Origin of the sequence: Brevibacillus reuszeri (genome assembly GCF_002897295.1) — a bacterium.
GTDB classification, from domain to species: Bacteria; Bacillota; Bacilli; order Brevibacillales; family Brevibacillaceae; genus Brevibacillus; species Brevibacillus reuszeri_A.
The window spans coordinates 475143-493221 of the sequence record NZ_BEXF01000002.1 but is presented as its reverse complement, the minus strand read 5'-3'; the positions used below and the strand labels follow the sequence as shown (position 1 = coordinate 493221).

General features: G+C 47.0%; 15 protein-coding genes, 23 tRNA genes and 1 rRNA gene. 9 read left to right on the top strand and 30 right to left on the bottom strand.

All coding sequences use genetic code 11. The features are described from left to right. From C3B52_RS05465 to dnaA, 30 genes are all read right to left on the bottom strand, one after another. Window positions 1–311: ribosomal RNA gene (locus tag C3B52_RS05465) — 16S ribosomal RNA — on the bottom strand; the annotation flags it as partial. A gap of 276 nt (window positions 312–587) precedes the next feature. Further along, a tRNA-Leu gene (locus tag C3B52_RS05460) sits at window positions 588–672 on the bottom strand. An 8-nt stretch (window positions 673–680) separates the two neighbouring features. Further along, window positions 681–754: transfer RNA gene (locus C3B52_RS05455), tRNA-Arg, on the bottom strand. Window positions 755–773: 19 nt separating this feature from the next. After that, a tRNA-His gene (locus tag C3B52_RS05450) sits at window positions 774–849 on the bottom strand. Window positions 850–871: 22 nt separating this feature from the next. After that, window positions 872–945: transfer RNA gene (locus tag C3B52_RS05445), tRNA-Trp, on the bottom strand. A gap of 1 nt (window position 946) precedes the next feature. After that, window positions 947–1023: transfer RNA gene (locus tag C3B52_RS05440), tRNA-Met, on the bottom strand. Between the two features lie 24 nt (window positions 1024–1047). Continuing rightward, window positions 1048–1136, bottom strand: a tRNA-Ser gene (locus tag C3B52_RS05435). Window positions 1137–1145: 9 nt separating this feature from the next. Then, window positions 1146–1219: transfer RNA gene (locus tag C3B52_RS05430), tRNA-Gly, on the bottom strand. 7 nt (window positions 1220–1226) lie between these two features. Then, a tRNA-Leu gene (locus tag C3B52_RS05425) sits at window positions 1227–1308 on the bottom strand. A gap of 18 nt (window positions 1309–1326) precedes the next feature. Further along, window positions 1327–1403: transfer RNA gene (locus tag C3B52_RS05420), tRNA-Pro, on the bottom strand. A gap of 76 nt (window positions 1404–1479) precedes the next feature. Further along, window positions 1480–1556: transfer RNA gene (locus tag C3B52_RS05415), tRNA-Arg, on the bottom strand. Window positions 1557–1562: 6 nt separating this feature from the next. Next, a tRNA-Gly gene (locus C3B52_RS05410) sits at window positions 1563–1638 on the bottom strand. A 77-nt stretch (window positions 1639–1715) separates the two neighbouring features. Next, window positions 1716–1802, bottom strand: a tRNA-Leu gene (locus tag C3B52_RS05405). A 26-nt stretch (window positions 1803–1828) separates the two neighbouring features. Next, window positions 1829–1904, bottom strand: a tRNA-Lys gene (locus tag C3B52_RS05400). A 7-nt stretch (window positions 1905–1911) separates the two neighbouring features. Then, window positions 1912–1986, bottom strand: a tRNA-Gln gene (locus tag C3B52_RS05395). A gap of 18 nt (window positions 1987–2004) precedes the next feature. Continuing rightward, window positions 2005–2089 (bottom strand) — tRNA-Tyr (locus C3B52_RS05390). A gap of 60 nt (window positions 2090–2149) precedes the next feature. Next, a tRNA-Thr gene (locus tag C3B52_RS05385) sits at window positions 2150–2225 on the bottom strand. A gap of 18 nt (window positions 2226–2243) precedes the next feature. Then, window positions 2244–2319: transfer RNA gene (locus tag C3B52_RS05380), tRNA-Phe, on the bottom strand. A 36-nt stretch (window positions 2320–2355) separates the two neighbouring features. After that, window positions 2356–2432, bottom strand: a tRNA-Asp gene (locus C3B52_RS05375). A 24-nt stretch (window positions 2433–2456) separates the two neighbouring features. Then, window positions 2457–2532: transfer RNA gene (locus C3B52_RS05370), tRNA-Val, on the bottom strand. A 114-nt stretch (window positions 2533–2646) separates the two neighbouring features. After that, window positions 2647–2720: transfer RNA gene (locus C3B52_RS05365), tRNA-Glu, on the bottom strand. Between the two features lie 29 nt (window positions 2721–2749). After that, window positions 2750–2825, bottom strand: a tRNA-Asn gene (locus tag C3B52_RS05360). Between the two features lie 8 nt (window positions 2826–2833). Beyond that, a tRNA-Ala gene (locus C3B52_RS05355) sits at window positions 2834–2909 on the bottom strand. A gap of 52 nt (window positions 2910–2961) precedes the next feature. After that, window positions 2962–3038, bottom strand: a tRNA-Ile gene (locus tag C3B52_RS05350). A 178-nt stretch (window positions 3039–3216) separates the two neighbouring features. Next, window positions 3217–5142, bottom strand: coding sequence for a DNA topoisomerase (ATP-hydrolyzing) subunit B (gyrB, locus tag C3B52_RS05345; protein ID WP_103105053.1), 1926 nt, complete (start codon window positions 5140–5142; stop codon window positions 3217–3219). A gap of 3 nt (window positions 5143–5145) precedes the next feature. Next, window positions 5146–5430 (bottom strand): extracellular matrix regulator RemB, encoded by a 285-nt coding sequence (gene remB / locus C3B52_RS05340; protein ID WP_103105052.1) that lies wholly within the window; start codon window positions 5428–5430, stop codon window positions 5146–5148. A 10-nt stretch (window positions 5431–5440) separates the two neighbouring features. After that, on the bottom strand, window positions 5441–6559 hold the full coding sequence (gene recF / locus C3B52_RS05335; protein ID WP_103105051.1) for a DNA replication/repair protein RecF: 1119 nt from the start codon (window positions 6557–6559) through the stop codon (window positions 5441–5443). 16 nt (window positions 6560–6575) lie between these two features. Next, a complete protein-coding gene (gene yaaA / locus C3B52_RS05330) occupies window positions 6576–6791 on the bottom strand; it encodes a S4 domain-containing protein YaaA (protein WP_103105050.1) in 216 nt (71 codons plus the stop codon). 49 nt (window positions 6792–6840) lie between these two features. Further along, on the bottom strand, window positions 6841–7980 hold the full coding sequence (gene dnaN, locus C3B52_RS05325) for a DNA polymerase III subunit beta (RefSeq protein WP_103105049.1): 1140 nt from the start codon (window positions 7978–7980) through the stop codon (window positions 6841–6843). 207 nt (window positions 7981–8187) lie between these two features. Further along, window positions 8188–9573 carry a chromosomal replication initiator protein DnaA gene (gene dnaA, locus C3B52_RS05320; RefSeq protein ID WP_103105048.1) on the bottom strand — a complete coding sequence of 462 codons (1386 nt, stop codon included), beginning with the start codon at window positions 9571–9573 and terminating at the stop codon, window positions 8188–8190. 556 nt (window positions 9574–10129) lie between these two features. Here dnaA and rpmH point away from each other — a divergent pair. The 9 genes from rpmH (at window position 10130) to rsmG (ending at window position 17895) form a co-directional block, all read left to right on the top strand. Continuing rightward, a complete protein-coding gene (gene rpmH, locus C3B52_RS05315) occupies window positions 10130–10264 on the top strand; it encodes a 50S ribosomal protein L34 (protein WP_084766016.1) in 135 nt (44 codons plus the stop codon). A 151-nt stretch (window positions 10265–10415) separates the two neighbouring features. Further along, the gene (locus C3B52_RS05310) at window positions 10416–11384 is read left to right on the top strand and encodes a hypothetical protein (RefSeq protein WP_103105047.1); all 969 of its coding nucleotides are present in this window, start codon (window positions 10416–10418) and stop codon (window positions 11382–11384) included. A 143-nt stretch (window positions 11385–11527) separates the two neighbouring features. Then, window positions 11528–11896: a ribonuclease P protein component gene (gene rnpA / locus C3B52_RS05305; RefSeq protein WP_103105046.1), complete on the top strand. Its 369-nt coding sequence runs from the start codon at window positions 11528–11530 to the stop codon at window positions 11894–11896. Between the two features lie 4 nt (window positions 11897–11900). Further along, window positions 11901–12125, top strand: a complete 225-nt coding sequence (gene yidD / locus C3B52_RS05300; protein WP_103105045.1) for a membrane protein insertion efficiency factor YidD — start codon at window positions 11901–11903, stop codon at window positions 12123–12125. 38 nt (window positions 12126–12163) lie between these two features. Continuing rightward, the gene (gene yidC / locus C3B52_RS05295; protein WP_103105044.1) at window positions 12164–12922 is read left to right on the top strand and encodes a membrane protein insertase YidC; all 759 of its coding nucleotides are present in this window, start codon (window positions 12164–12166) and stop codon (window positions 12920–12922) included. Beyond that, complete coding sequence (gene jag, locus C3B52_RS05290; protein WP_103105043.1) at window positions 12919–13548, top strand: RNA-binding cell elongation regulator Jag/EloR; 630 nt, start codon at window positions 12919–12921, stop codon at window positions 13546–13548. The genes yidC and jag overlap by 4 nt, the downstream gene beginning before the upstream one ends. Window positions 13549–13852: 304 nt before the next feature. Further along, entirely contained in the window at window positions 13853–15229 is a 1377-nt protein-coding gene (mnmE, locus tag C3B52_RS05285) for a tRNA uridine-5-carboxymethylaminomethyl(34) synthesis GTPase MnmE (protein WP_103105042.1), read from the top strand. A gap of 35 nt (window positions 15230–15264) precedes the next feature. Continuing rightward, entirely contained in the window at window positions 15265–17166 is a 1902-nt protein-coding gene (mnmG, locus tag C3B52_RS05280) for a tRNA uridine-5-carboxymethylaminomethyl(34) synthesis enzyme MnmG (protein WP_103105041.1), read from the top strand. A 12-nt stretch (window positions 17167–17178) separates the two neighbouring features. Then, a complete protein-coding gene (rsmG, locus tag C3B52_RS05275) occupies window positions 17179–17895 on the top strand; it encodes a 16S rRNA (guanine(527)-N(7))-methyltransferase RsmG (RefSeq protein ID WP_103105040.1) in 717 nt (238 codons plus the stop codon). Window positions 17896–18079: the final 184 nt, after the last annotated feature.

Below are 18079 nucleotides of genomic sequence, written 5' to 3'. Positions count from 1 at the left end.
AGTGTGGCCGGTCACCCTCTCAGGTCGGCTACGCATCGTCGCCTTGGTAGGCCGTTACCCCACCAACTAGCTAATGCGCCGCAGGCCCATCTCCCAGTGATAGCCGAAGCCATCTTTTCTTTTCGGACCATGCGGTCCAAAAACCTATCCGGTATTAGCATAAGTTTCCCTATGTTATCCCAGTCTGAGAGGCAGGTTGCCTACGTGTTACTCACCCGTCCGCCGCTAGCCTCCGAAGAGACTCGCTCGACTTGCATGTATTAGGCACGCCGCCAGCGTTCGTCCTGAGCCAGGATCAAACTCTCCAATAAAGTTTGTTACTGGTTCAAAGCTGGCAAATCATTTAATGATAGACTCATTAACGCTTTCGCTGTTCAGTTTTCAAAGAGCATTTTGTTTTGCGCCTAATATCTCAAGCGCAGATGTTTATCTTACTATATCCACCCGACCGAGTCAAGCACCTTTTGAAAATAATGTTTCGTTCGGTAAATCTCTATCGTTATCGGCTAGATTTCTAATATAGCACATACATTCCAGAGAATCAAGTGCTTTTTCAATCAAATTAAAAATCCGATTGAAATTTTTAATGGTGCGGTCGGCGAGACTCGAACTCGCACGGGTCGCCCCGCCACCCCCTCAAGATGGTGTGTCTGCCAATTCCACCACGACCGCATGTAAAACGTCTCAGGAGAGGTTCGAACTCCCGACCGTCCGCTTAGAAGGCGGATGCTCTATCCAGCTGAGCTACTGAGACATATATGGTTATAAAAAAATGGGGCGATCGATGGGACTTGAACCCACGAGTGCCGGAGCCACAATCCGGTGCGTTAACCCCTTCGCCACGACCGCCATGATTTATAAAATATAACTTTGGCAGGGGCAGTAGGAATCGAACCCACACCAAAGGTTTTGGAGACCTTCGTTCTACCGTTAAACTATGCCCCTATGGTAGCGGTGGAGGGGATCGAACCCCCGACCTTTCGGGTATGAACCGAACGCTCTAGCCATCTGAGCTACGCCGCCAAAAACAGTAGATGAATTAAATTGTGGCGGAGGGAGCAGGATTCGAACCCGCGTGAGCTTGCACTCTAACGGTTTTCAAGACCGCCCCGTTATGACCACTTCGGTATCCCTCCGCAAAAAAATGGAGCGGGTGATGGGAATCGAACCCACGCGACCAGCTTGGAAGGCTGGAGTTCTACCATTGAACTACACCCGCAAAAATATGGTGCCGGTGAAGGGACTTGAACCCCCACGGTTTCCCTCACGATTTTGAGTCGCGCGCGTCTGCCATTCCGCCACACCGGCTTATCAAGTTGTAAAACATGGTCGGGAAGACAGGATTCGAACCTGCGACCCCTTGGTCCCAAGCCAAGTACTCTACCAAGCTGAGCTACTTCCCGATTTTATTTTGTTGTGGGGCCCCCGAAAAGTACTCGGAATAGGCTACAACGCTTCACTTCACTTTTGGGAGTAAAGTGGCGTGCCCTGAGAGATTCGAACTCCCGACCTTTTGATTCGTAGTCAAACGCTCTATCCAGCTGAGCTAAGGGCACATGTTATGGAGCGGACGAAGGGTCTCGAACCCTCGACCTTCGCCTTGGCAAGGCGACGCTCTACCAATTGAGCTACGTCCGCATATTTTGATCAGTTGTGGGGTCCCCGAAAAGTACTCGGAGTACGCTACAACGGTTCACTTCACTTTTTTGGGGTAATGGTGCGGTCAAGAGGACTTGAACCTCCACGGTGTTGCCACCACTAGAACCTGAATCTAGCGCGTCTGCCAATTCCGCCATGACCGCATTTGAAGTTTTGGCTTTTTAAAAACTGGTGAGCCATGAAGGACTCGAACCTTCGACCCTCTGATTAAAAGTCAGATGCTCTACCAACTGAGCTAATGGCTCTCATAAATGGCTGGGGTACTAGGATTTGAACCTAGGAATGACGGAGTCAAAGTCCGTTGCCTTACCGCTTGGCTATACCCCAATAGCCATGAAGTAAAGATGGTGGGGAGAGACGGATTCGAACCGCCGAACCCGGAGGGAGCAGATTTACAGTCTGCCGTGTTTAGCCACTTCACTATCTCCCCATCATTTCCGAGAAGAGCATTGTACATACGCGATGCACAAATCACTTCCAAGGTAATTGGTGGTGCCGGCAATAGGACTTGAACCCACAACCCCCTGATTACAAGTCAGGTGCTCTACCAATTGAGCTATACCGGCGCGATTTATTTTTATAAATGGTGGCTCGGGACGGAATCGAACCGCCGACACGAGGATTTTCAGTCCTCTGCTCTACCGACTGAGCTACCGAGCCTCAAGCATTTTCGTTCCACCATTGCTTGAGTAAGAATGGCGGAGCTGACGGGACTCGAACCCGCGACCTCCGGTGTGACAGACCGGCGTGAACTCCAACTTCACCACAGCTCCATGCTATTTGAAAAAATGTAAAAGTGGTGGAGGCTGACGGGATCGAACCGCCGACCCTCTGCTTGTAAGGCAGATGCTCTCCCAGCTGAGCTAAGCCTCCAAAACACCCCACAAAGTGAAGTGAAGCATTGTAGCAACACCGAATACTTTGTGGGGGCCCCGTCAACTTAAATGAATAAAAGATTAATTCATTTACAGATCAGGGTACTATAGGTGACCCGTAGGGGATTCGAACCCCTGTATGACAGCGTGAAAGGCTGCTGTGTTAAACCGCTTCACCAACGGGCCAAGATTATAAGCTACAAAAAGTGTAGAAGTGGCTCCTCGGGACGGACTCGAACCGCCGACCGATCGGTTAACAGCCGATTGCTCTACCAACTGAGCTACCGAGGAATAATAAGTGGTGGAGCTGAACGGGATCGAACCGATGACCTCCTGCTTGCAAGGCAGGCGCTCTCCCAACTGAGCTACAGCCCCGTAAAAGGGAATTGCCACACACTTTCTTTTTGCTTATGTAAGGGGAGATAAATGGTGGGCCTAGGCTGACTCGAACAGCCGACCTCACGCTTATCAGGCGTGCGCTCTAACCAACTGAGCTATAGGCCCGTGTTCCTTCTAGATCTATAATCTAGCATAGATTTTATTTCATTGCAATAGAATTTTTCGTTTTTTTATCCGGAAAAACTGAAAAAATTTCAGAGATACATAAATAACAATAAAGAAACTCAGCTATCCTAGCATGTATCAGAATACACCGCTAGAACAGCTGAGTCTTCGTACATGATTAAATATCTAGATCGCGTACAGTTGAAGCGTACTGCTCAATAAACTCTCTACGCGGCTCTACTTCATCGCCCATGAGAGTTTCAAAGACCATATCAGACTCCATCGCATCCTCCAGATTCACTTGCAGGAGCGTGCGCATGTTAGGGTCCATAGTTGTTTCCCATAGTTGATCCGCGTTCATCTCACCCAACCCTTTATAGCGTTGGATGTTTGGCTTCGGCATTGTTTTCAGTGTTGCGAGAATCTCATCGCGCTGCTTGTCAGTATAAGCATAGTGCAGCTGTTTACCTTGTTTGATACTGAAGAGAGGTGGCTGCGCAATATAAATATACCCAGCTTCAATGAGCTGTCTCATGTAACGGTAGAAGAACGTCAAAAGAAGAGTACGGATGTGAGATCCGTCGACATCGGCATCCGTCATGATCACTACCTTGTGATAGCGCGCCTTGGTAATATCAAAATCTTCGCCGACCCCAGTACCAAGTGCTGTAATGATCATACGAATCTCATTATTACCAAGAATTTTGTCCAAACGCGCTTTTTCCACGTTCAGGACTTTACCGCGCAAAGGCAGGATCGCCTGGAAATGACGATCGCGACCAGACTTGGCAGATCCACCCGCAGAGTCTCCCTCTACGATGAACAGCTCGGACTCAGACGCGTCTTTGGAAGAGCAATCCGCCAATTTACCCGGCAAAGCGCTGACTTCCAGTGCGCTCTTGCGACGAGTCATTTCACGAGCCTTTTTAGCAGCTTCACGCGCTCTTGCAGCCATTAAAGCCTTTTCGACTACTTTCTTTGCAACTCCTGGATTTTCCTCCATGAAGCTGTTGAAACGATCGCCAAAAACAGACTCTGTAATGCTGCGTGCTTCCGAGTTGCCCAGCTTCGTTTTCGTTTGACCTTCAAATTGAGGCTCTTGAATCTTCACGGAAATGATCGCGGTAATACCTTCGCGCACATCGTCACCAGAGAGATTCTGATCCTTTTCCTTCAAAAAGTTAAACTTGCGGCTATAGTCATTGATCACGCGGGTCAGGGCAGTTTTAAAGCCGGTTTCGTGAGTACCACCCTCGTGTGTATTAATATTGTTGGCAAAAGAATAGATGTTGCTGACGTAGCTATCGTTGTATTGAATAGCGACTTCGACCAGCAAGCCATCTTTTTCTCCTTCACAATAAATAACCTCTTCATGCAATGCTTCCCTGTTTTTGTTCAGGTACTCAACATATTGCACGATACCGCCCTCGTAATGGAACGATTCTTCCCGCTCCTGTTCAGGACGTGCATCTCTGAGCGTAATCCGCAATCCTTTGTTCAGGAAAGCGAGCTCACGAATACGTTTTTGCAAAATGTCATATTCAAAAACGGTGGTTTCGGTAAAAATAGTCGGGTCTGGTTTAAACGTAACCTTGGTTCCTGTCTCTTCGGTTTCCCCAACGATAGCGAGATCCGCTTCAGGAGCACCTACGCTAAAACGCATGTGATAAATGTTGCCGTTTTGCTTAACTTCAACTTCCATCCACTCGGAGAGCGCGTTCACAACCGAGCTACCTACACCATGGAGACCACCAGAAACCTTGTATCCGCCACCGCCGAACTTACCGCCGGCGTGCAAAACGGTCAAAACGGTTTCTACAGTTGATTTCCCCGTCTTTTCATGAATACCGGTAGGAATCCCCCGGCCATTATCGGTTACAGCTATGGAGTTGTCCGGCTGAATGACTACCAAAATATTGTCACAGTAACCGGCAAGCGCTTCGTCGATGGCGTTGTCGACAATCTCCCATACCAGGTGATGCAAACCGCGGCCGCTGGTCGAACCGATGTACATGCCGGGACGTTTCCGAACTGCCTCTAACCCTTCCAGCACCTGAATCTGACTAGCATCGTAGTTTGTATCTTTCGTCGTCACTTGATCCACTACTTAACTCAACTCCTCCACTTCAGCTTGTACTAAGGGAACCTGATCCAAGCTGTCCACGAACTGAGCGCGTCGCTTTAGCGTCAGAGAAGAAATAGGTGAACAGTATATGGCGTCTTGGGTGATTACATACGACTTGGTTTCTTCCTCGCTATGATCAACAACCGTTTTCCGTTTTTCAAGCAAGAAAGCCTTATTGATTTTCGAGGATTTCACCGTCTGATGATCCAGAATGGAAATGACTTCCTTTGTGCTCACCACAGTATCTCCACCAATGTGAATAAACATCCCTGATCCCCTACCTTTCTCCCGAGATTTTCCCTTCCTTCACATAAAAACGAGAGGCTTGCTGGAGAACCTGATGCTTTAAGCCTTCCACACCCGTTGTGCTTACAAACGTCTGTACCCGATCCTTGATGGTTTCGAGTAATAGGGTTTGTCGATGTTCATCCAACTCTGACAAGACATCATCCAACAAAAGAACCGGGTATTCACCCACTTCTTCTTTTATCAGCTCAATTTCAGCCAATTTGATGGACAGAGCGCTGGTACGCTGTTGCCCCTGCGAGCCATACGTCTGTACATCCATGCCGTTCACTTTAAGTGAAAAATCATCACGGTGTGGCCCAACCATGGTGCTTCCCCGCATGATCTCTCGGTCCCGAACCTCTTCATAAGCAGCCAATAGCTGATCAACAGCCTGGTCCGCCGACATCTCTTCCGAAACAGGCGAAGAGTTTTCGTAATGCAAAGAGAGCATTTCCCTACCATCGGTAATGCCACTGTGGATTTCCTGTGCCCACGTCTCCAGCTTACGAATAAACTCAAAACGCTTTCGTAACAATTTTACAGCTAAATCAGCTAATTGGGTATTCCAAATTGCCAGCATTTCCAGCGAGTTACTTTTTTTCATGCCTAAATCCTTCAATAGCTGATTCCGCTGGGCAAGCACCTTGTTGTAATTGCTCAAATAATATAGATATGTCGGTGAGACCTGTCCTATTTCCATATCAATAAAGCGTCTGCGCTGAGCAGGTGCTCCTTTTACAATGGACAAATCCTCCGGGGCAAACATGACTACATTCAAAGCTCCAACATAGGCACTAAGCTTCTGCTGCTCCATTCCGTTGATTTTGGCCCGCTTTCCCTTCGCTGTCAACTGCAGCTCCAAACGAACAGAACCGTAGCGACGAAGAACATCGCTACGGATAGCGGCATAATCAGCCTCCCACCCGATCAGCTCCTTATCTCGGGGCGTACGATGGGATTTGGCCAGAGCCAAAACATATATGGATTCGAGAACATTAGTTTTCCCTTGTGCGTTATTGCCGATAAACAGCTGAATCTGCCCATCAAAAGACAGGGACAACGATTCGTAATTGCGATAGTTGGTTAGCGACAGGTTCTTGAGAAACAAGAATCACGCTCTCCTCTCAGCGGCGTACCACCTGATAGCGGCCAAAGCCTTCAATCGCCACTTCATCGCCAGGATATAGCTTGCGTCCACGACGGTTGTCCAGCTCACCGTTAATCTGGATCGGCACTTCAGCCAAAAATGCTTTGGCCATACCGCCTGTGTCAATGACTTCCGCCAGCTTCAAAAATTGTCCAAGAGTTATATAGTCGGTCTTAATGGAAACCTCACCCATGGCTTGGCTCCTTCCTTTTACGTAAAAGCAGTTTTTTGCGTAAAAACACTTAGTAGGTGCGTACTGGCAGAATCAAATGCAGCATCCAGTCATGATCAGTTGGACGAATGACAAATGGACTCATCGGGCCAGTAAAGCTCGCTTTAATTTCTGTGCTGTCAATTGCACGCAGCGCGTCAATCATATATTTGGCGTTGAAAGAGATCTTGAGTTCTTCACCGTTCATCGCTTTTGGCATCAAAATATCCGTTACTTTCCCGATTTCAGGCGCATTTGAAGTAATTTCGACAGTGCCATCCGACAAAGTAACCAGTTTTACGACATTTGATTTCCCTTCGCGGCTGAGCAACGAAGCGCGCTCGATCGATTGCAGCAATTCCTTTGTGCTAACTGTAATTTCTGTTTTGCTGCCTTGTGGAATGATTCTTGTCGTGTCTGGATAGGTTCCTTCCAACAGACGGGAGTAGAACAGAATATGTTTCGATTTCACTAGAATCTGGTTTTCTGCTACAACGATATCAGCTGGATTTTGGTCATCATCCAATATTTTTACCAACTCATTGCAACTTTTACCCGGTACAACGACGTTATGGAAGGAAAGGTCCTCAGGGCATTCCACCATTGCTGTACGACTAGCCAAACGGTGACTATCTGTAGCAACAAAGCGCAGCTGTCCTTGATCAAGCGACCACATCAAGCCAGTCAAAATTGGACGCATCTCAGATGTCGAAACACCAAAAACCGTTTGCCGAATCATGGCTTTCAAAAGATCACAGGGAACACTGAATACTTTATCCTCTTCCAGGTGTGGCAATTGCGGGAATTCGTTAGCATCCATCCCGTTGATTGTGAATTCAGCTTGTCCGGAACGAATTTGTGTCACCAAGCGATCATCCACTTGAATGTGAATTTCGTTGCTAGGCAGCTTGCGTACGATTTCACTGAAAATACGGGCTGTCAGTACGATGCTACCTGGTTTGTGGATCGTAACTCCCCATTCTCCCGCTTCTTCCAAAGGAATCTGAACCTCAATGGATACGTCAGAATCACTTGCTGTCAGAGTAAGTCCTTCATCATCCGTTTTTATCTTGATCCCGGTCAAAATCGGAATAGTTGTTCGGCTGGAAACCGCTTTGCTGACATGCGATACGGCATTGGATAGCTTGTCTCGCTGAACGGTAATGTGCATCGATTGTTCCTCCCTCTTTGTTGGCGCCATTTTTTTACGAGTTCGTGCATAATGGCTGCGCATCTTTCATATCTTATTAGGATATATCTTTTTAACAGAAGTAGTAATAGGGCCTGTGGATTTGTGGATATGTGGATCGAATACGTAAAAGAGAGCCTATACACATGTGGGTAAGTTGTGTATAGGCTTTTTGCGTTATTCACAGGTTTAGTGGTGTGCTTTTAATTTTTCAATGAGCGATTGAATCGTTGTCTGCATTTGCGGATCACTAGCTAAGGCACGAGAGATTTTTTCATGAGCATGGATGACCGTTGTGTGGTCACGCCCGCCGAATTCGTCTCCGATTTTAGGTAGGGATGCATCTGTCAGCTCTCTGGAAAGATACATCGCGATTTGTCTTGGGAAAGCAACGGTTTTGGTCCGTTTTTTCGCTTTAAAATCTTCTAGCTTGAGATTATATGCTTCTCCCACAGCTCGCTGAATGTCAATGATTGTGATAACACGCGGGCGAGAAGACGGGATGATATCTTTCAATGCTTCGGCAGCCAGCTGCGTATCAATATCGCGATTGATCAAGGAAGAGTAGGCAACGACACGAATCAAAGCCCCTTCCAGCTCGCGAATATTGCTATCAATCTGGTTAGCGATATACGCCATTACTTCATTAGGAATGTCCAGGTTCTCCGCTTTCGCCTTTTTGCGTAAAATGGCGATCCGCGTCTCTAAATCCGGTGGCTGGATATCCGTGATAAGACCCCATTCAAATCTGGAGCGCAGACGATCCTCTAGCGTCGGGATCTCCTTTGGAGGCCGGTCAGAGGAGATGATAATCTGCTTGCTTTCCTCATGAAGGGCATTGAATGTATGGAAAAATTCTTCTTGGGTAGACTCTTTTCCAGCTAGGAACTGAATATCATCAATTAAAAGGACATCCACGCTCCGGTATTTATTGCGGAACTCGACGGCCTTGTTATCTCTAATCGAGTTGATGAACTCATTGGTAAATTTCTCAGATGACAAATAGACCACTTTCGCCGAAGGATTGTGCTGAATGACATAATGGCCAATTGCGTGCATCAAGTGGGTCTTGCCAAGTCCGACACCCCCGTAAATAAAGAGGGGATTGTATGCTTTTGCTGGAGCTTCTGCGACTGCTAGCGATGCCGCATGTGCGAATCTATTCCCGGAGCCAATGACGAACGTGTCAAAGGTGTATTTGGGATTCAAAATACTGGGCGGTTGATCATCCGCAGCAGTAGGTGGAGTACTGGCTTTTACCCGTGGGCTAGGCTGTTCATCGGCAAATGCGGGGTCTGGATTCTGCAAAACGACGAATTTTACCTTCATATTGATACCAGTTACTTCATATAGTGTATCGGTAATCAGTTGAGCGTACCTGGTTTCTAGCCAATCTCTTGCAAAGTCATTGGGTGCTACGACAATCAATGCATCTTCTTCTAACGTAGTTGCTTTCGTCGCCTTCAGCCAGGTATCAAAACTGGGTTTGCTTAGCGATTTTTCTATCTTGGCCAAAACTTTGCGCCATAGCTCGCTAATCGCTGCATCCAACCAGAATCCCTCCTTTTGGTCCATCCGTAAAATGATTTCATCGAACGAAAATATAACGAAAAAAGTGCAAAATTGTGCTATGTGCGACCTATTTGTCAACATGGTCGATGGTTGTCGACTGTGGATAAAAATAGTCGAAAAAAAGGGATTACACCCGGAGAAGAGAAAAAAAGCAGACGGTTATCCGCACCCTTGTGAGTAAGAAAATACACACAGGAGGGAATCTGTCCACAAACTTATCCACATGCTGTGGAAAACCTATTTTACCTTCAGAAGTTATTCACGCATCAAAACAAAAACATAATAACAGATATAACGCATGGTATCAATGGTTTTTTCACACTTATCCACAAACACAACCTCTGGTGCTTGGTACATATGCACATGTCCATATTTTGTGTACAAGCTGTAGATAAACTTGTCGAATCTTGTTTTTGTGGATAAAATGATATCCACAGACCCGGGAAATAGTTTTATGGGGATATTTGCCTTGGTAAATGAATTCCACTGTCACTTGACTTTTTAGGTATATGTTTTTATAATGCAAAAGAATGTCTGTGCAAGGCGGAGGTGTATAGTAATGAGACCAACATTTAATCCTAACAACCGTAAGCGCAAAAAGGATCATGGATTCCGTAAGCGCATGAGCACGAAAAATGGCCGTAAAATTTTGGCTGCTCGTCGTCAACGAGGTAGAAAAGTTCTTTCCGCTTAGGCCACGCTTTCAGTGGCCTTTTTGTTTGCGATTTAAGTCGGAAAATTCTTTGTTCATGTGAAAGAGGAAGTCCTGCAATGATGTTGAACCCTTTTGGAGGAGTTTAATTACCTAGCTACTGAAAGGTTGCAGCAGAGGCAGGGGGGAATCCATGGAACGGAACGAGAATTTTACCGACTTTTTTGTTTTAACAGCCAAAGACTTCTTAGCTGAAAAAGCTTTTCCGGGTTTACTTTATGCGTATGCGGGAGGATCAGTCGGAAGAGGAGAGGCAGATGCGTACAGTGATCTTGACCTAAACATCATCGTGGAGGGGATAAGTGACCACACGAGTGAGAATTGCTGGTTCAGAGGACAGATCATTCAGCTTCATGTTCATCCGGTACCGACGAATGAAGCCGTATACGAAAATCCGTGGTCATGGCGCTATATAAAAGAAGCCAGATTGATTCACGATTCTGATGGGCGCTATTTGGCCTGGCTGCATGCTATGTGCGACTATCTTGATTCCGAAGAGGGCAAGAGCAAAATGCTAGCCCAAGGAAAGAGGATCATAGAGGAGTATCGGGGGCATGCAAAGCAGGCACTTTCTCTGGGACGTGGCTACTCCGCTTTTTTGGCAGCATGGGCTAGCTGGATCGAAGCTGTACAGCTGTTCACTTATTTTTGCAGGGGGACAGTAGCAGATCGTGGGCTATTTCAGATGATGAAAGAAGTGGGCCTAACGGATGAGGTAGAGAGGCTTATAAAGGAAAGCGCAGAGGGCAAGCAGGATCTTCAGGAGAGAATGAAGCTGATTGCCGCCTATCGGGATTACCTGCTTTCACAGAAGGATGGGGGCATGTTTGCTCTTGACCCGCTAAATGATGAACTGCTTCACAAAAAGGTAGAGCGTATGCAGCGAAAAGAAGAGGAAGAGGACATATGGCTCCTGTTGTTTTCGGAAGCAATCTGGCTGTATCTTTGTGTCGACGCTGATCGCTGGCTGGAGGAGCACTGGGAGTCACTTCCCAAAGAGCTTTCTTTACCGCTCAAAAAACTCGGTTTTTTGGAGGCAGACGAGGGACTTATTCAGCGAATACATACGATTAGCGACGAAATGATAGCTAGAATTGGCTAATCCGAGGGCAGTCTTTTCTTGCTTTTTTTCGATTTTCTTTTAAACCGAAGCTACTTATGGGAAAAAAGTGAACGAAACAAGGATATACTGGTAGATGCTGTTTGCGTTTTCTACTATAATTGTGATGTTAGGGGTTGTTTACCTTGCATCGTTCACACCGGCTCAAAAAAAATGAGCACTTTCAAGCTGTGTTTCAACGAGGGAGCTCTGCCGCTAATAAGCAATTTGTCCTGTATTCAGCCAAGCAAGAGGGACAAGACGCTTTTCGCGCAGGGATTTCCGTCAGCAAAAAAATTGGCAACGCCGTTATACGTAACAGGGTCAAGCGGCTCATACGCGAGGCGGTAGCACGTCTGGAAACCGTCATTCCACTCGGTCTTGATCTCGTCATCATAGCGAGACCAGGAGTGGAAAAGATGACCCTTGAAGCCATTGAGCAGTCACTATTGCACGTCATGAAACGAGCCAAAGTGATCAAACAGGCACCCGTACATAATGGAAAAAGAGGGTGAAGCGATGTTGGCGAAAATCATGGTTGGGTTGATTCGTGGATACCAGCTGTTTATTTCTCCACTGACACCACCATCATGCAGGTTCGCGCCCACCTGTTCCCACTACGCTATCGAGTCGATTCGTCGATTTGGTCCGTGGAGGGGAGGATGGTTGGCACTTCGTCGCATCCTTAAATGCCATCCGTTTCACCCGGGCGGGTTTGATCCAGTCCCGGATCAACGCAAATAAGTATACCTCAATTGAAGCGGGGAAAAGGAGGATCACCCTTGAGTAGACGCACCCTCAGCATTCTTATGCTGACCTTGCTGGTTCTAGTGTTGTCGGGCTGTAATCCACAGACAGCTGCGCCAATCGGCCCTGACGCAACCGGCTTTTGGGACAAGTATTTAGTCTATCCTCTGTCCTGGTTGATTAGTGAGAGCGCATTAATCCTCGGTAACAACTACGGATTGGGTATTCTGGTAGCTACAGTCATCATTCGTCTGATTGTACTGCCACTTATGGTAAAGCAAATCAAGAGCTCGAAGAAAATGCAAGAGCTTCAGCCTGAGATGCAAAAAATCCGTGAGAAGTACAAGAATGATCCACAAAAAGCGCAACAAGAAACAATGGCGATCTTCCAAAAGAATGGTGTCAATCCATTGGCAGGTTGCTTGCCTATGCTGGTACAAATGCCAATCCTGATTGCGTTCTACCATGCGATTATTCGTACGGAAGCCATTAAGGAACAGAGCTTCCTCTGGCTAACCTTGGGTGAAAAAGACCCGTACTACATCTTGCCGATCGTTGCGGCAATTACGACCTACCTGCAGTCCAAAATGATGGGTCAGGCTACACAAGGCAATCCGCAGATGCAAATGATGATTGTCATGATGCCGCTTATGATTCTGGCGATTGCAGTGACGTTGCCTTCCGCTCTGTCTCTGTACTGGGTGTACGGAAACCTGTTTACTATCGTGCAAACGTACTTCCTGTACCGCGATAGTAGTAATAAGCCTGTTCCTAAGGGGGGAGCCTCCAAGTGAAAAAGGTGGTTGCTACGGCAAAAACGATAGACGATGCTGTGCAGAAAGCTTTGCTGGAATTGGGTGTGCCGCGTGAAAAGGCAAGTGTCCGTGTTCTGGAAGAACCAAGCAGAGGTTTGTTTGGATTGATTGGGGCCAAGGACGCCAAAGTGGAGGTTGAATTTCACTTTGATCCGGTTGCACAGGGACGTGACTTTCTTCAAGATGTACTGTCAAACATGAAGGTAAATGCCAAAGTGGAGACACGTTCAACTGAAGAGGGCATGCTGTTTGACATCCAGGGAACCAATCTGGGAATCATTATTGGCCGTAGGGGACAAACTCTTGATTCATTACAGTATCTCGTAAACGTCGTAGCGAACCGTCATGCGGTGAAACATGTACGCATCACGTTGGACGCTGAGAATTACCGGCTACGTCGCAAAGAAACGCTGGAGCAGCTGGCGGATCGAGTGGCTAAAAAAGCCCTTTCTACCAAACGCGATGTCCGTTTGGAGCCCATGTCAGCAGCTGAACGCAAAGTAATCCATGCCTTTTTGCAAAAAAGAGCAGATGTGGTTACCTTTAGCGAAGGGGACGAACCCAATCGTTATATCGTCATCGGACCAAAAGAAGCCTCTCGTTAGGCTTCTTTTTTTTGCATATATCGTTATTTTCAATCTCAAAAGCAACAAATTTTTGCCTCTTTTATCTGTATTTGATGTTATCCACTGTGGATAATCCGTGGTAGGATTGGAGATGGCAGAAAAAGATCATACTGTGGATAACAAACGTGTGGCAGCAACCTTGAGGCGCAGGGTTGCTTTTTGCTATTGAGCGATCGCCAGAGCCGTAAAATCTGCACTTTCTTTTGGAATTTTTGAGGGCGATCTGTTAAGCTAGTAAGTTAGTGGCTGACTTGTTTTTAGTGGAAAGCTAGAGGTGAATAGCATGAAATTCGATACGATAGCGGCGGTCGCGACACCGATGGGTGAAGGCGGTATTGCTGTGATCCGGGTAAGTGGACCGGAGGCGATCGAAGTTGTGGATAAGATATACAAAGGAAAACAGCAGTTGTCCACTGTGGACAGCCATACCATTCACTACGGACATTTTTATGATCCACAGACGGATGCACGAGTGGAAGAGGTGCTGGTTTCCTTGATGAAGGCACCGCGGACGTTTACGCGGGAGGATGTCGTAGAGGTAAACTGTCACGGAGGAATTGTGTCCGTGGAGAAGGTGTTGGAGCTGATCTTGGACAACGGTGCCAGATTGGCTGAGCCTGGGGAGTTTACGAAGCGGGCGTTTTTAAATGGACGCGTCGATTTGTCCCAAGCAGAGGCTGTTATTGACTTGATTAGGGCGAAGACAGATCGGGCGATGAAGGTAGCGCTCAATCAGGTGGAGGGAAAGCTCTCCAGGCTGATTCGAGAACTGCGTCAAAATCTGATCGAAGCGATGGCTCATATAGAAGTGACGTTGGATTATCCGGAGCATGACGTCGAGGAATTCACGCAAAACTTCTTGCGAGGAAAATGTGTAGAAGTAAAAGAAGAGATCCAGCGACTGCTACAGACAGCGAAGCAAGGGAAAATCTTGCGTGAAGGTCTTTCAACAGCCATTATTGGACGACCAAACGTAGGAAAATCTTCTTTATTAAATAGTCTGGTTCAGGAAGAAAAAGCGATTGTCACAGATGTGGCCGGGACGACTCGTGACGTGATTGAAGAGTATGTCAATGTACGCGGTGTTCCGCTTCGCTTGATTGATACAGCGGGAATTCGTGATACCGAGGACATCGTTGAGAAAATTGGCGTGGAGAAGTCCAGACAGCTTTTGCAAAAAGCGGATCTTGTCCTGCTTGTCATCAATTACAATGAGCCGCTTAGCCGCGATGATTACGCGATTTTTGAAGCCGCCAAAGGATTCCATGTGATTGTCATTGTAAATAAATTCGATTTGCCGCAAAAAGTCGATTTGGAAGAAGTGAAAAAACATTTCCCGCAGCAGCCGTTAATCATGACATCTGCTCGTGAAGAGACTGGTATTGATCTACTGGAGCAGGCGATCGGGGATATTTTCTTCAGCGGACGTGTGCAGCAGGATGATTTGACGTATGTGAGCAATGCTCGTCATATTCAGCTGCTCCGTCAGGCGGATCGTGCAATCGATGATGCTCTTGCAGGAATTGATGATTTGATGCCGGTTGATATGATACAGATCGATATCAAAAAGGCATGGGAGCTGCTCGGGGAAGTTATCGGCGAGAGTGTCGGCGAGGATTTGATCGACCAGATTTTCTCCCAGTTCTGTCTGGGTAAGTAATATGATCGCATTACTAACAAGGAGGAGGAGAAAAAATGAATGTTGTACCTACGTATGAAGCCGGCTCGTTTGACGTCATCGTGATTGGGGCTGGTCATGCGGGAGCTGAAGCGGCACTGGCAGCAGCACGGATGGGGTGTAATACGCTGCTTTTGACAATCAATCTGGACGCGGTGGCGTTTATGCCATGTAATCCTTCTGTCGGTGGTCCGGCAAAAGGCCATGTCGTGAGAGAATTGGACGCACTTGGTGGAGAAATGGGGCGCAATACAGACAAAACCCATATCCAAATGCGTATGCTCAATACGGGAAAAGGACCAGCTGTGCATGCATTGCGCGCGCAAGCTGACAAATTTGCGTACCAGCATGAAATGAAAAAAACGATTGAAAATACGCCGAACCTGATTTTGCGTCAGGCGATGGTCGAAGAATTAATCGTTAACGATGGCGTATGTGAAGGGGTTTTGACCCAATCAGGTGCACGCTATATGGCAAAAGCGGTTGTTTTGACCACTGGAACGTATTTGCGTGGAAAAATCATCTTGGGTGATTTGCAATATGAAAGCGGACCGAATAATATGCGTCCGTCGATTCGTCTGGCGTATCATTTGAAAGAGCTCGGATTTGAAATGACTCGTTTCAAAACAGGAACACCACCGCGCATTCACAAAAACAGCGTAGATTTCTCGAAAATGGAGATTCAGCCTGGCGATGAGGTGCCACGTGCTTTTTCTTATGAAACAACTGAATTTATTACGGATCAGCTTCCTTGCTGGCTTACGTATACAAACGAAGAAACACACGGTTTAATCACCACCAATCTGCACCGGGCACCGATGTACTCGGGAATGATTGAAGGTACGGGACCACGCTATTGCCCATCCATTGAAGATAAAGTAGTTCGCTTCAACGACAAACCTCGTCATCAGATCTTCCTGGAGCCAGAGGGACGCAATACGGAAGAAATGTACGTGCAAGGCTTGTCTACCAGCTTGCCGGAGGATGTACAGCTTTCTATGCTGCGCTCGATGACTGGTATGGAAGAAGTCAAAATGATGCGCCCAGGCTATGCGATTGAATACGATGCAGTCGTACCTACGCAGCTGTGGCCCTCACTAGAAACCAAGCTCTTGCCAGGACTCTTTACTGCTGGTCAAATTAACGGGACCTCGGGTTACGAGGAAGCAGCGGCACAGGGCTTGATGGCTGGAATCAATGCTGCTCGTCGCGTTCAGGGGAAAGAGCCTGTTATCTTGGGCCGAGATGAGGCATATATCGGTGTTTTGATTGATGATCTGGTGACCAAAGGTACGCATGAGCCATACCGTTTGCTTACTTCTCGTGCAGAGTATCGCTTGTTATTGCGCCATGACAATGCGGATTTGCGTCTTACAGACATCGGACATGAAATCGGTCTGATCGGCGAAGATCGCTACAAGCGTTTTGAGCAAAAACGGGTGTTGATTGAACAGGAAAAGGAACGCGTAATGAATACACGTGTACGTCCTGACATGGCACACGTGCAGGAAGTGTTGGTTGCTGCTGGCTCTCCGGAATTGACGGAGGTTATTGAGCTTGCACAGCTGCTACGTCGACCGGAAATCAATTACAGCCACATTATGCAAATGGCACCAGCTCCAGAACCGTTGCCAGAGGATGTCATCGAGCAGGTTGAAATTCAAATTAAGTACGATGGATACATTCGCAAATCCTTGCAGCAAGTAGAACGGATGAAAAAGATGGAGGAGCGTCGTATTCCTGAAAACATCGACTACCACCAAATTTCGGGTATGTCCAAGGAATCTCGTGAGAATATGACTCGAATTCGTCCGTTAAACATTGGTCAGGCAGCGCGTATCTCCGGGGTTACTCCCGCAGACATTTCCGTGTTGATGGTGTATTTGGAGCAGTATAATCGCGTGGGAGCGGCAGAGTAAGGAGAAGAGCACATGACCAAAGAACAATTTGCCCAGGAGCTTGCTGCTCAGGGCATTTCGCTAACAGATCGCCAAAAAGAGCAGTTTGACCATTTTTTTCGTTTACTCGTAGAATGGAACGAAAAAATGAATTTGACAGGAATAACAGAAGAGGGCCAGGTGTACATTAAGCATTTTTACGATTCGATTACCCCGGCTTTCTACTTTCCTTTTGATAAAGTGCAAACAGTGGTGGATATCGGTGGAGGAGCAGGGTTTCCGAGTATTCCTTTGAAAATTTGCTTTCCCCATTTGAAAATGACGATCATCGATTCTTTAAACAAGCGCATGAGCTTTCTCACGCATGTAGCAAATGAATTGGGTCTCGAAAATGTTCATCCCGTTCATGGACGTGCGGAGGATCGTGGACAGGAGCCAGCGTATCGTGAAGGCTTTGATTTAGTAGTTGCTCGAGCGGTTGCTCGTCTGAATCTGCTTTCTGAGTTTTGCCTACCTTTTGCAAGAGTAGGTGGTCATTTCGTTGCTCTGAAAGGGGCAGAGATTACACCAGAATTGAATGAAGCAAAGAAGGCAATCAAGACGCTCGGTGGAAAGACACGGAAAGTAGAGACCTTCCAGCTGTTAGAGGATGCTGGAGAAAGAAATATCGTGGTTATCGAAAAAATAGAAGCAACGCCAAAGGGGTATCCGCGTAAAGCAGGGGTCCCTGCCAAAAAGCCGCTTATGTAAATCGAGGCACTGGCAGAAATGAGAAAGATCGTAGCCTGGTCATTAAAAGGGCTGCGATCTTTTCTTTTGGATTACGGAATGAATAAATTTTACACACGTTTATCCAGAAGTCGTCCTCGATAGATCGTTTTGGAGCACCTCTTTTTCAAAGCCAGGATGGTAGTCAGCTTGCATGCAGACTGGG